This window comes from Pseudomonas sp. GM48 (genome assembly GCF_000282335.1).
Taxonomy (GTDB): Bacteria; Pseudomonadota; Gammaproteobacteria; order Pseudomonadales; family Pseudomonadaceae; genus Aquipseudomonas.
On sequence record NZ_AKJM01000105.1, the window covers coordinates 24,693 to 37,626 of the forward strand.

Below are 12,934 nucleotides of genomic sequence, written 5' to 3' on the forward strand. Positions count from 1 at the left end.
TATTTGCGGCCGGGCCTGTCCCGGCTTCGGGCGTCGTCGATCAGCGATCGGCGAGCCAGCGCATTTTTCTGGATAGATTGGCATGAGCGATAGCGTAGAACTGTTCACCGACGGCGCCTGCAAAGGCAACCCTGGCCCTGGCGGCTGGGGCGCATTGCTGGTGTGCAAGGGCGTCGAAAAGGAACTCTGGGGCGGCGAAGCCAATACCACCAACAACCGCATGGAACTGATGGGCGCGATCCGTGGCCTGGAAGAGCTCAAGCGTCCCTGCGACGTGCTGCTGGTGACCGATTCCCAGTACGTGATGAAAGGCATCAACGAGTGGATGGACAACTGGAAGAAGCGCGGCTGGAAAACCGCGGCGAAAGAGCCGGTGAAAAACGCTGACCTGTGGAAGTTGCTCGACGAGCAGGTCAACCGTCACAAGGTCACCTGGAAATGGGTGCGCGGGCACATTGGCCATCACGGCAACGAACGGGCCGACCAGTTGGCCAACCGCGGCGTCGATGAAGTGCGCGGGTACAAGCAGGACTGATTCGGGTTCAAGCGATGGACCGAGTCATGGCCTTCGCGAGCAAGCCCGCTCCCACATTGATCTCCATACGCCACAGATCCCTTGTGGGAGCGGGCTTGCTCGCGAAGGTGGCGACTCGGTGTATCTGAAAGACCCCGGCGGGCGTGTTAACATCGCCGCTTTTGCACGATTGACCGATTGAGAGCTGAGCACTGATGGCCACCAGATCCGTTGAGTTCTTCTAGCTACTTGTCAACCCTGTAATCAGCCTAGTTAGCGCGCCATTTGGCATGTTTAAAGTATTGAAATTATGAGACATACAGCCAATCTTATTGATTCTGATGGGGTGAGTTTGCAGTCTGAATGAGCCAAAAATGTAAACGATGAGCTACATTGGATCTCCATCGTTTACATTTTGAAAAAAGGCATTTTGACACTGTTTCAGTGCAGAATCAGCCAGCGCATTAAAGTTTGCCCTTCCTCCGACGACGTCCCACCCACTTACATTAACCGCATTTTCTCCGCGAATGCGGCGGGGTGTAGATGCGAAATTGCGCTCCAGTTGACAGTCTGGCTGCGTTCGACTTAATCAGGTACTTGCATTCGGTCTAGCCGCTGGCGGCAATAGACTTGACGAACCAGTTTTCTTGCCATGAAAGGCGGTTAACGGTCGATTGTGTTGAAAAAGTCGACCCGGCCTGGCGACCCATGCATTGAGCGGTGAAAGCGCCTATTTTGCGCGCTGCTACGTCAAATCTGAGCCCTGAACCTTCTGCGCAAAACACAGATTTCTATCTCAGACGCGTACTTTTCTGCCGTGGAAACTGAAGCTGACTTTTTCAACACAATCGGCCAAAAGCAGATGTTCATACCGTGTCTGAACTGATTGATGCTGTTACTCAAAGCCGCCTCAAATGAGTGGTAGATTCACGTAGGGCTTGGCTGGGCCGCCTATCCAAATGCCAATGACCCAAGGGCGAGAGCTGGCGCAATTAGTGGCTGAGCTACACGAGTCAAGCAATCATCCTGGGCTCGACTCAGTCTTCTAAGAAATACAGCACGAGCTGAATTCGTCGAAAGAGTTCGTTGAGAGGAACAGCTCCGTGGCGAGCGTGGGTTCGGCCGGCGGCCACACTGACATTTCAGGCTCCAACTGCAAACACGCGTGTACTGGAGCAACCCCCATGACTGCAGATGAAGATCTGGTCTATCGTGAGATTGCTCGACGAAAAGCGCTCTGGACACTTGCTCACCTGATATCAGGCGATTCACGTGCAGCTGGCATCGTGGATGTCCTTGATGAAATCGACGCGTCATTGCCAGAACCTGTAGCCAGCGCCGAAAAGCTGTTTGTTTCGGTACCCCTCACGGTGCTCGCCGCTCGGATTAGCATTGTCTGTGAATCTGCGATCTTCGACTCCACTCCTTCTGGAGCTCTGCTAACTGTTAAATCTGGTTTGTCTTCCATAAATCAGATACTTACCTAATCTAACTATTTTTCGGATTTTTCCTGCGAGAAAGTTAGTGGCTGTCAATCTGAAAAAACGGCAACTGCACGGTAACTCCCTCTTTTTGAGCGACCGTCGGGAGGAGACCTGTTCCGTTCGGATGGCTCTGGGAGGTGGCTCACCATTGAGTGAGCCCTTCAGGTCCCTGCGGCCTAGCTCCAGACCTTCGAGCGATCGTTTGGGCGATGCAAATTACAAATTAGCAAATCAATCAGAAATACCACGCAGCACCCCTCGAACGCGCCACGCATCCATCAATTGCAGCATGTGGGAGGATGCTTGGGCTTTGCAGGTTATGGCTATTGCGTCTCCGAAGGTGCCTACGCTGTCGAAGATTCGCAGCTCTCCGCTAACGGGCATTCCTACTCGCTTCAAATAAGCTTTGCGGTCCCCGTCACGGCTGGCTACCAACGTTACTAGCTCACCACGCAGTGCCTCTAAGTCCTCCGAACAGGAAATCTGTAGGGGTTCCAACAGCACCCAGTCGCGATGACGAATTAATGGGTAGCCGCTGTGGTCAACAATACGAGCGATTACCAACGGCGCTCCAAAAACTTTGCTGTTGTCGATATATCTGGCCTCACCTGCACCGACTTGCGCAATTGAGTCGTAGAGGACACCGACGATGGGCATTAGACGGACTTTATTTCGCGGCAATGCCAATGCAGGCGCAACCTTCTCGCTAACGGATTGCTCACAAGCCAGCATCAATTTGCTGATATCAGTTTTATCTGAGTGGTAACGTCTGGCGAACGTCTTATCGCTATATAGAGCGATGACTGGATCGCCGCATTTTGCTGCCTTTTCAAGAGAGACAATCACCACTTGTCCCTGTCTTGCGAGGGCGCCAAGTGAATCACCATGGATCGCATACAGTGCCACATTCCCCAGCGAGTCCAATGAGACCGCACTTGGGGGCTCAGCGGGTGAAGCGACCTCTGTCTGTGTTTGAGCGCTAAAGTCACCAAGTACACGAAATTTCTGCTCGTTATGAGCTAATACAGTGGGTGCTTCTGGTGCTGTCGCAAAGAAAAGTTCTTCATCGTCTCGAGTCAACCGTCCCATGAACCTTGCATAAGCTGCTGCGCAGCTTCTTATCAGCCGGTCAACCTCTGAAAAGCCTTCATCAACGGCTGCGGCATCATGGGGCGTAATTTTTCGAAGGTCATGATGGGCTTGGTTGATCGTTGTGTAAAAGTGGGTGCCAGGTTTCAACGAGTTACAACTCAGCAGCTTTTCGAACGGAGGCTCTTGGAAAGGTAATTCTCCAGCATTGCGTGCACTGGCTATGTGAGCGATCAGGTCCGCTAGGGTTGGTTTGTAGAGCAGCATAGGGTCAGCTGCGAGCAAGTCCCACAAGCGGTTCTCGATATGCAGCCTAACGCGTTCCACAAACTCTTGGCTCGCCGCAACGTCATTGGAGTCGTTACACCATGCTTGGCGACGTTCATTTACCTCTTCGAGCGTGGGAGTCAGAGCAATTGTCAACCTGGACGCAGACAAAGGGCTAATCTGCAACATGGTCCATGATGGAGTCGTGGAGGAGCTTCTCGGTAACTTGTCTTTTACTGCGGCGATGAACCGATTGTCGTTGGACGTGATGATGATCGCCATACCCGCTTTTACTAGAGCTGGTACTGCTGCGGCAAGATTCTCGGTATTAATAGGATCAAAGAAGGTCTGTGGATCATCCAGCTGTAACACCTCCAACGCGCCAGAGCGTTCTCGAATGCGCTCCCATAGGCTGAAAACGAACGCCCATACACAAGCTCGCAGATGAGATGAGTTCATTATTTCGTGAGCTTGGACGCGTACTGCACCTAGCCCGGCGTATAGCCCTACCCCTTGAGTGCGAGCAGGATCTAGTCCGAGATACCGTGGTCCACCATTGTAATGAGGACGATAAATCAGATCGAGCCAAGCGGTTGTACGAGTCTCTAGTAACTGAATCAGGCCTTGGACTTGATATTCAACCAATTGTGGTAAAAGTGTCAGTTGCTGTATCGCTGCGGCTGCGCGTTTGATCAGCCTAAGTCGTTGACTCGCGGCCACCCAGCGCTTACGAGCCTCCTCTATGACGTCAATCTGCCGCGTTAAGGCAATTAACGGCTCTGAAGTGGTAATCGCCTGGTGCAGTGCTGACAACTGGTGCCTGATTGGCAGGTTGATCAAATCGGGGACGTCGTCGACTTTCTCGCCCCGGGAAAATGATCCGACTCCCAGGTAGTTTGCCAAAAGCGTCTGCATTGCTGCCTTGACCGCTATACGCTGCGTACTCAACGTTACTACGTGCTGTAAATTGGCAAATCGGCTGGCCAGCACCCCCGACGAAAGCTCTTGAGGCAAGCTGATAAAATCGGCTTGTTCGGCAGAAAGCGAATGCGCTTTGATCAAGTGGTCCCAAAGCTTCCGTGCATTCCTTTGGATTGGTTGAAGGTCCGCTGCGAAAGATTGGTCCTTGAGTGCCTCGTTGACATAAGCATTTTTATAAAGATCGAGAACGGTACCGCGCCCCTTGTATTCGGCAAAGATTTTCAGGGTCTCCGGTAGCGACTCCAGCAGCTCACTCGCAGCGCCCTGTTGCCAATCCGCAAGTGATTTTGTTGCGTCCTGGTGCGCCTGAAGCCCTGCTTGAAGAGCGCTAGCGACGTCGGAGTCTAAGAGGGCGTCAGGTGGCACTTTGACCAGATCTGAACCGCAGACTGGGCAGTCAGAGATCGGTTTATCTGGGTGTTGCCGCCGGTGCCACAGCGCAACCATTGTGTATAACTGCTGGCGTGCTGCTTGTTCCTTGTTCTGCTGACGCTTGACCTGATCTGCAGCTCGTTGTGCAAGCTCTTCCAGTTTAGCGAGGACGACGATTCGATCCGCGTCGCTGATTTCCTCGATCTGTTGGATGGTTCGAAGTGAGGGAAGTCCTTTCAGAGCTGCGCCGGTTAATTGCTCTCTTGCCGAGGCGAGCTGGCCAAGGAGGGTTTGACTGCGCTCTGGCGTTGACAACGAGGTCGTGCTGCCAAGAATCGTCTCAATATCGCTCAGACCACTTGCTTGGTGCTGGACGAGCTTCTCGCGAACGGTTGCGATCGAGCCGCTACAACTTTGTTCAGGGCTTACCTTTTCAGGTGTCAGTAAATCGGGCTCAGGACCAAGCGTCTCAGCCTGTGCGCGCCAAGCGTCGAGAAACGAAGCCTTGCTGTCTATGAAATGAATACGAGCAGCATCCTTGGCATCTATGGCAGTGTCGGTGTCGTCCTTCTCCAAGCGTCGGACAAGGCGTGGTAAACGCATGCCCAGATCCTGCAATGGCCGCAAACCTGTTAGCTGAGCGATTGCCTCGGCAAAGCTTGTCTTTTCATCGAAGCGCATATTTGCAGCGATAGCAGGCATCAACGTACCAGCTTCGATGGCCCACTGTGGCAGCCGTAAGTCGTCTAAGCCACTTACGCTCACAGAGACAGTTCCTCTGATATTTCGCGTCAGCTCGCGTCTGACGGTTACATCGTTTCCATCTTGGTCCCGCAGATCCAGCTCCACCCATGTGTCACACTCGGGACGGTCGCCTAGCAGCGAGAGATCTGACGCTGAAGGCAATGGGACGATCACGGGTAATGTGAAACTGGTATTAGTATCGCTCTCGCCATTCGTTGACATTACGTCGACGGTGATTGGATTGTGTACCTCCGATGGCTTGTGTTGAGAACGATGTGCCTTACCGGTTAGGCACCACATGATCGCACTCTGCAATGCGGATTTACCGGCGCCGTTGAACCCCCAGATGCAGGTAACGTTACGATCAAGTCGAATGGTTAGAGTCTCAGGTGCTTTTCCGGCTGAATCGCAGTGACGCTGAAGCCCAGCAAAACGATGGGCTCGAAACTCTTGGAGTCGCCAACAAGGACGCGAAGCTGCGGAACTCGCTACATGGCTGCGAGGCACATGTGGCTGCGGCTTGCCAATGGCACCGAGTAGTTGATCAACCTCGCTGCTTGAAACGGGTTTTGCCTGTGCCCAGAGATCCCGCCGTCCTGCATAAAATCCCATCGCGAGGCGAGCATCTTCAAGGTCTAGGGAAAATTGGCCCGCGCCCTGAGGAAGGCTGATCGGTTGACCGGCACAAAGCACATCAACGATTTGATCTAGCGTGCAGTTCTCCAGATCCAGAGTTTCGGCTTGCGTCGGAGGGGCAGCTTGCATGAGGACATCCTTGGCATCATCTATGGGATACAGGCTAACGCTTTGGAGACGAAAAAACTTGGCCTTCGGCTAACTACTTAATTCAGGCCTACTGGCCAGGTCACTTTCCGAACTCCAGCACTATGCTCGCGATTTATTGTGGCGAATGGAAGCAACTCAGAGATCGTTTCTGACCATCCACTGCGATGGTCTAACCTCGACCGTCGCAGTGGATGGTCAGACCTTTGTCTGTTCCGACATTTCCAGGGCATCATCGACCTCGATGCCCAGGTATCTGACGGTGCTTCCAAGCTTCGTATGACCAAGCAGGTGTTGGACTACTCTCAGATTCTTCGTCCTGCGATACATCAGTGATGCTTTGGTTCGCCGTAACGTGTGAGGGCCATACATGGTTGGGTCCAGGCCAATGGCTGCATCGGCTTTTCAGTCGCCTATTGTTCCAGCCAGCCAGGATGAAGTTGTGGAAAACGCTCTTGTAACCATTCGATAAACACTTGCACTTGTGGTGCGATATGCGCCCGACTTGGATGCAGGACGGTGACAGGTCGAGGGGTAGGGCGATAGGGTATTAAAATCTCTATCAAGGCGCCGCTACTCAGATATTGGCCTACAGCAATTCCTGGCGCTTGTATGATACCGAAGCCTGCCACACCACATTGAACATAGGCATTTGACTCTGTAACGGTGATTCCTGCATCGCTGATATAGGCTCTGTCCTGGCCGTCAACTGAGAAATGCCAAGGTAAAATCCTGTTGTTTTGTCCGGACAGGAAGTTAACGCCTCTATGATCCACGAGATCCTCCAAGTGTTTTGGTTCGTTACGCTCGTGTAGATATTTTGGGGCTGCGCACGTCACCATTGTCGCCATTCCAACCGAGCGCGCGATCAAGGTTGAGTCCGGCAATTCACCTATGCGCAGAGCACAATCAATCCCTTCACCCACCAGATCAACTGTCCTGTCAGTCACTCCCAGAATCATTGTGATTCCCGGAAACTCTGTGGTGAAATCTTTCAAGCCTTCCATGAATTCAGCTTGAGCGAATGCGGTCGGTATATCGATTCGAAGTCGCCCCCCAATTGTTGCTCCGGATCGGTCAAACATTGAAGTCGCGGCAGAAATGCTTCCGAGAATATCCTGCACTCGTTCGTAGAATCGCTCGCCCTCTGCAGTGAGCGCCACCTTTCTAGTGGTGCGCTGGAACAAACGCACACCTAACGAAGATTCCAGCTCCTTAATGTAGCGAGTGACTTGCGGACGCCCAATATCCAATGACTCGGCTGCCTTGGTGAAGCTGCCGAGCTCGGCGAGTCTGGCGAATAATTTCATCGATTGAAGCAGTTCCATGATCGTTCCTATGCGGACTTTGACGCCTTGTCTCATTCAGAAAGTTATTGTTGCCTGTGAGTAGAACAATTATGTCCTTTTATACGCATTTATTGCGCTCCACATAAAGCGAAAGATACGTCCAAGGCAGTGCCGAGCTTTGGCCATGCCGCCACAGACAACGTGTTGGAGATTCGCAATGAAGGCTTGGTTGCTAAAAGATTTCGGGCTCAATAATTTGGAGATGGGTGAGGTCCGGACCCCTGAGCCGAGGGATGGCGAGTTACTTGTAAAAGTAGGGGCCGTTTCGCTCAACTTTCGCGACAAGGCCATCGTGGATGGCATCTATGAGCCTCACATGGTACCGAAACCCCTGATTCCTGTTAGTGACGCTGCCGGCACTGTGGTTGCGGTCGGTGACAGCGTCACGCGCTTTGAAGTGGGTGATCGAGTCAATTCGCACCTCTATTCCCGATGGCTGGATGGTGAACCGGGCCCGGATGAACCGGATTACTGCTTCGGCTCCCCACTTCCGGGCGGGTTGGCGGAGTACATGATCATCCATGAAGATAGTGCAGTGCGAGCGCCAGAGAACATGAGCGACGAAGAAGCGGCAACTTTGCCCATAGCGGCGCTGACTGCCTGGTACTCGCTTGTAGATTTCGGGCAGATTCAACCAGGGCAAACTGTGTTGGTTCAGGGAACCGGCGGCGTTTCCATTTTTGCGGTGCAGATCGCCATTGCGCTTGGCGCGAAAGTCATCGCAACCTCCAGTAGCGACCAGAACTTGCAAACCGTGATGAATTTGGGGGCCGTGGCGGGTATCAACTACCGGAGCACGCCGAATTGGGAGGATGAAGTGCTCAAACTCACCGGCGGTAAAGGCGTTGACCTGCTGCTGGATGTGGCTGGCGGAAGCGGTATCAACCAGTCTATTGCGGCCACTAAGGCAGCCGGCCGCATTGCGCAGATTGGATTTTTGGCGGGGCAGACCGTCCATCTCAATCTGATGCCACTCATTTTTCGCCAGACGACCATACGTGGTATTGCCGTAGCCCCGCGCTCATCGTTTGACCGAATGAACCTGTTCTTGAACAAACACAAGATTCGACCGGTCATTGATCGGGTCTATCCGTTTGAAAAGGCACGTGAAGCCTATGAGCATCTCGCCAAGGGGGCATTTGGAAAAGTGGTCATCAAGATCGCCTGATAATTTTGAAGGCGCCGGAATGGCGCCTTTTTTCATCACGAAGCATAGTAAAAGTCCTGTCGCAGAATGTCTGCTTCAGCTGCAAGCAGCCAGACATTCCTTTCTACCTTTAGATTTTGGCTGAGCGAGAAATCGTGCTCTACCTCAGAATGCGGTGTTGCAAAAAACTATACGTCACTGAACTTCAATGGCTGGACTCCCAGTTCGACACGGGCGAGCAATTCCGACCGTATCGCTGTCCCGGATAGCAAAACGCCCTATGCAGGACATAGGGCGTAAGGGAAAAAAGCGAGTTCATACTAAAGTTGGAACCCGTTCCTTTTGAATTTCAGTCGAAACTTGTGCAACAGCGGTTCGGTATAGCCATTAGGTTGTGCGCATCCCTCGAACACCAGTGCGCAGGCCGCTTGAAATGCAACCGACTGCTCGAAGTCCGGAGCCATAGGCCTGTAGATCGGATCACCGGCGTTCTGCTCATCGACGACCCGCGCCATGCGCTGCAAAATCTCGACGGTCTGGTCCTTGGTTATGACTCCGTGTCGTAGCCAGTTGGCCATGTGCTGACTGGAAATGCGCAGGGTCGCGCGATCTTCCATCAACCCCACGTTATGGATGTCGGGCACCTTGGAGCAGCCAATACCTTGTTCGACCCAACGCACCACATACCCCAGCAAACCTTGCGCATTGTTTTCGACTTCCTGACGAATCTCGTCCGCCGACCATGGTTTGTCGGTCACCACGGGCACGCTGAGCAAACCCTCCAGCAGTGTCTGGCTGACGCTGCTGAAATCTGTCTTTTCAAGTGACGCTTGCACGCTTCGTACGTTGACCTGGTGGTAATGCAGCGCGTGCAAGGTAGCGGCGGTCGGAGAGGGCACCCATGCCGTGTTCGCGCCTGCTTTCGGGTGGCCGGCTTTCTGTTTGAGCATATCGGCCATCCGGTCCGGCATGGCCCACATGCCTTTTCCGATTTGGGCCCGGCCGCGCAATCCACAGTCCAGGCCCACTAGCACGTTGTTGTGCTCGTAGGCCTCGATCCACGGGGTATTTTTCATGTCGCCCTTGCGCAGCATCGCGCCCCCTTCCATGGCGGTATGCATCTCGTCACCGGTGCGATCCAGGAAACCGGTGTTGATGAATGCGACTCGTGAGGAGGCTGCCGCGATGCAGGCCTTGAGGTTGACGCTGGTGCGCCGCTCCTCGTCCATGATGCCCATTTTCAGGGTATGACGTTCGAGCTGGAGCAGGTCTTCGATGCGGCTGAACAATTGCTCGGCGAAGGCGACTTCGGTGGGGCCGTGCATTTTCGGTTTGACGATGTAGACGCTACCGGTCCGGGAGTTACCGTGGCATTGCAGGTCATGCAGGGCAATCAGGCTGGTGATGACGCCATCGAGAATGCCCTCCGGGATTTCCAGTCCGTCTTTGTCGAGAATCGCGGGGCTGGTCATCAGGTGCCCGACGTTGCGAATGAACAGCAGCGACCGCCCGTGCAGCGACAGCGAGCTGCCATTGGCGGCGGTGTACTCACGGTCTGGATTCAGCCGTCGCGTGATGGTTTTACCGTTTTTCTGCAGGTCCTCTTTCAGGTCGCCCTTCATCAACCCCAGCCAGTTGCGGTACACCTGCACCTTGTCATTTGCGTCGACCGCGGCCACCGAGTCTTCACAATCAATGATAGTCGAGAGCGCTGCTTCGATTAGCAGGTCCTTGATGCCGGCAGTGTCAACCTGACCGATGACACTCTGGCGATCGATCTGGATCTCGACGTGCAGATCGTTGTTTTTCAGCAAAATGGCCGTGGGATCAGTGAGCGAACCCTGGTAGCCGATGTACTGCGCGAAGTTCGATAAGCCGGCTTGGCTGCCGTCTTTCAAGGTGGCTTCCAGTGTGCCGTTGTCGATTCGGTAACGCGCCACCTCGGCATGGAAGCCGCTGCTCAAGGGGAATGCCTGATCCAGGAAGGCGCGGGCAAAAGAGATGACTTTCGCCCCGCGCACCGGGTTGTAAGTCCGGCCCGGTTCGGCGCCGCCGTCATTGGAAATCACATCGGTGCCGTAGAGCGCGTCGTACAGCGATCCCCAACGGGCATTGGCGGCATTCAACGCATAACGCGCGTTGACGGCCGGGACAACCAGTTGAGGTCCGGCCTGCACACTGATCTCCGTATCGACGTTGGCGGTGCTGACCTTGACGTCTACGGGTTTCGGTTGCAGGTAACCGATACCGCTCAGGAAGCTGCGATAAGCCGGCATGTCCGTCACTGGTCCCGGATGGGCGCGGTGCCAAGTGTCCAGTTCGGCTTGCAGGCGATCACGCTCAGCCAGCAGCGCGCGGTTGATAGGTGCCAGTTCATGCACCAGTGCGGCGAAACCACTCCAGAACGCTTGAGGGGCCAGGCCGGTTCCCGGCAGCACGTCCAGATCAACGAAACGTTGCAAGACAGGCGCGACCTTGAGGCCTTGGCAGTTCACGAAATCGGTCACTTTTTGCATCTCCATCACACAGTGTTATCGAGCGCTAATCCGCGCCCGGCTCAATTCAGTTCAGGCATTGCGCGCCGGCTTTGGCTACTTGTGCGTCCTGCTCGGCTTTGACCCCGGACACCCCGACCGCGCCGACCACCTGGCCGTCGACGATGATCGGCACGCCGCCCTCAAGGGACGTCAGCAATGGCGCCGACAAAAAGGCGTGGCGCCCGCCATTGACCATCTCTTCATAACCTCTGGATTCGCGCCGACCGAGGGCCGAAGTGCGGGCCTTTTCTGTGGCGATGTAGGCGCCAATCGGAGCGCAACCGTCCAGGCGCTCGAGAGCAAGAGGATGGCCGCCGTCATCGACAACCACGATGGTCACGGCCCATTGGTTGTTCTGCGCTTCGGTGCGTGCAGCCGCGAGGATTTGGCTGACTTCGGTCTGGCTCAGTACGGCTTTGCTTTTCATGGGGATTCTCCAGTACTCGGTGAGGGCAAGGCGGCTTCGACCAGTTCGATCCAGTGCCTGACAGGGGTTCGGCCCGCACCGTCGAGGTGGGACTGACAGCCGATATTGGCCGTGACAATGACTTCGGGATGTCCGCTTTCCAGCGCATTGAGCTTGTTGTCGCGCAGTTGTTGGGACAGTTCGGGTTGGGTCAGCGAATAGGTGCCCGCCGAGCCGCAGCACAGGTGACTGTCGGGGACCGGTGAGAGGTTGAAGCCCAGATTCGTCAGAATCGCTTCAATCGCGCCACCCAGTTTTTGCGCGTGCTGCAAGGTGCAGGGGCAATGGAATGCAAGGCGCTGGTTGCTGTGGATACCGAGCTTTTCCAGCGGCTCGTCGCGCAGCACTTCGACCAGATCCTTGGCCAGGGCACTGACCTTTTTAGCTTTTTCGGCATAGACCGGGTCGGTGCTGAGCAGGTGACCATAGTCTTTGATGAAAGCGCCGCAACCGCTGGCGGTTTGCACGATGGCTTCGGCACCGTTTTCAATGCTCGGCCACCAAGCATCGATGTTGCGGCGGGCGCGATCCAGGCCAGCCGCCTGAGCGTCCAGGTGATAATCCACGGCACCGCAGCAACCGGCTTCGCGGGTTGCGGTGACGCTGATCCCCAGTCGATCCAACACTCGGGCGGCGGCTGCGTTGGTATTGGGTGACAGACTCGGTTGTACGCAACCTTCGAGCATCAGTACCTGCCGGGCGTGGCGAGTGACCGGGCGCGGCTTGGCCGGATAGACGCGGCGAGGCAACTTTATCTGCCAGGTGTTGGGCAACAGCGCCCGGAACACCTGGCCACTGCTGACCAGCCCTTTGAACAGCACCGGATTGGGGACGACGCTGCGCAAACCCTCGCGCAACAACCGCTGACCAAGTGGGCGTGGCACCGCCGCATCGACCACCGCCCGGCCGATATCCAGCAAGTTGTGGTAGTCGACGCCGGAAGGGCAGGTGGTTTCGCAGTTACGGCACGACAGGCAGCGATCCAAGTGTTGTTGGGTCTTTTGCGTGACTTCGTTACCTTCCAGAACCTGCTTGATCAGATAGATGCGGCCTCGCGGTCCATCCAGTTCATCGCCGAGCAATTGATAGGTCGGGCAAGTGGCATTGCAGAAACCGCAGTGCACGCAGGTGCGCAGGATGCTTTCGGCTTCTTCGGCGCGGGGCAGTTGGCGGGCGTGTTCGCTCAGGGTGGTCTGCATGG

Annotated in this window: 8 protein-coding genes and 1 pseudogene; 3 read left to right on the forward strand and 6 right to left on the reverse strand. The window is 55.1% G+C overall.

Annotation, left to right across the window (positions count from 1 at the left end; genetic code table 11):
- Nucleotides 1-82: 82 nt before the first annotated feature.
- Both rnhA and PMI28_RS0128695 read left to right on the forward strand, forming a co-directional pair.
- Nucleotides 83-535, forward strand: a complete 453-nt coding sequence (gene rnhA, locus PMI28_RS11025; protein ID WP_007988455.1) for a ribonuclease HI — start codon at nucleotides 83-85, stop codon at nucleotides 533-535.
- 1,163 nt (nucleotides 536-1,698) lie between these two features.
- Nucleotides 1,699-2,001, forward strand: coding sequence for a hypothetical protein (locus tag PMI28_RS0128695; protein ID WP_033063447.1), 303 nt, complete (start codon nucleotides 1,699-1,701; stop codon nucleotides 1,999-2,001).
- Nucleotides 2,002-2,229: 228 nt separating this feature from the next.
- On the opposite strand, the gene PMI28_RS0128700 is transcribed toward PMI28_RS0128695, so the two are convergent.
- The 3 genes and pseudogenes from PMI28_RS0128700 to PMI28_RS11020 form a co-directional block, all read right to left on the reverse strand.
- Nucleotides 2,230-6,216 (reverse strand): ATP-binding protein, encoded by a 3,987-nt coding sequence (locus PMI28_RS0128700; RefSeq protein ID WP_007988457.1) that lies wholly within the window; start codon nucleotides 6,214-6,216, stop codon nucleotides 2,230-2,232.
- A gap of 216 nt (nucleotides 6,217-6,432) precedes the next feature.
- A pseudogene (locus PMI28_RS29775) lies at nucleotides 6,433-6,627 on the reverse strand (tyrosine-type recombinase/integrase); the annotation flags it as partial.
- A 20-nt stretch (nucleotides 6,628-6,647) separates the two neighbouring features.
- Entirely contained in the window at nucleotides 6,648-7,562 is a 915-nt protein-coding gene (locus tag PMI28_RS11020) for a LysR family transcriptional regulator (RefSeq protein ID WP_007988461.1), read from the reverse strand.
- Between the two features lie 178 nt (nucleotides 7,563-7,740).
- On the opposite strand from PMI28_RS11020, the gene PMI28_RS11015 reads away from it, so the two are divergent.
- A complete protein-coding gene (locus PMI28_RS11015; protein ID WP_007988463.1) occupies nucleotides 7,741-8,751 on the forward strand; it encodes a zinc-dependent alcohol dehydrogenase family protein in 1,011 nt (336 codons plus the stop codon).
- A gap of 299 nt (nucleotides 8,752-9,050) precedes the next feature.
- Here PMI28_RS11015 and PMI28_RS11010 read toward each other — a convergent pair whose 3' ends face one another.
- Genes PMI28_RS11010 through glcF form a run of 3 tightly spaced genes read right to left on the reverse strand, consistent with a single transcriptional unit; the run spans nucleotide 9,051 to nucleotide 12,932 of the window.
- Nucleotides 9,051-11,237 (reverse strand): malate synthase G, encoded by a 2,187-nt coding sequence (locus PMI28_RS11010; protein ID WP_007988465.1) that lies wholly within the window; start codon nucleotides 11,235-11,237, stop codon nucleotides 9,051-9,053.
- Between the two features lie 55 nt (nucleotides 11,238-11,292).
- Nucleotides 11,293-11,694, reverse strand: coding sequence for a heme-binding protein (locus PMI28_RS11005; protein WP_007988467.1), 402 nt, complete (start codon nucleotides 11,692-11,694; stop codon nucleotides 11,293-11,295).
- Nucleotides 11,691-12,932, reverse strand: a complete 1,242-nt coding sequence (glcF, locus tag PMI28_RS11000) for a glycolate oxidase subunit GlcF (RefSeq protein ID WP_007988469.1) — start codon at nucleotides 12,930-12,932, stop codon at nucleotides 11,691-11,693. Before glcF ends, PMI28_RS11005 begins: the two co-directional genes overlap by 4 nt.
- Nucleotides 12,933-12,934 lie beyond the last annotated feature (2 nt).

What these genes read in the sequence shown, in the direction of transcription:
- PMI28_RS11015 (WP_007988463.1), top strand. Translation starts at nt 7,741, where the DNA reads ATGAAGGCTTGGTTGCTAAAAGATTTCGGGCTCAATAATTTGGAGATG.
- PMI28_RS0128700 (WP_007988457.1), bottom strand. Translation starts at nt 6,216, where the DNA reads ATGCAAGCTGCCCCTCCGACGCAAGCCGAAACTCTGGATCTGGAGAAC.
- glcF (WP_007988469.1), bottom strand. Translation starts at nt 12,932, where the DNA reads ATGCAGACCACCCTGAGCGAACACGCCCGCCAACTGCCCCGCGCCGAA.
- rnhA (WP_007988455.1), top strand. Translation starts at nt 83, where the DNA reads ATGAGCGATAGCGTAGAACTGTTCACCGACGGCGCCTGCAAAGGCAAC.
- PMI28_RS0128695 (WP_033063447.1), top strand. Translation starts at nt 1,699, where the DNA reads ATGACTGCAGATGAAGATCTGGTCTATCGTGAGATTGCTCGACGAAAA.
- PMI28_RS11020 (WP_007988461.1), bottom strand. Translation starts at nt 7,562, where the DNA reads ATGGAACTGCTTCAATCGATGAAATTATTCGCCAGACTCGCCGAGCTC.
- PMI28_RS11005 (WP_007988467.1), bottom strand. Translation starts at nt 11,694, where the DNA reads ATGAAAAGCAAAGCCGTACTGAGCCAGACCGAAGTCAGCCAAATCCTC.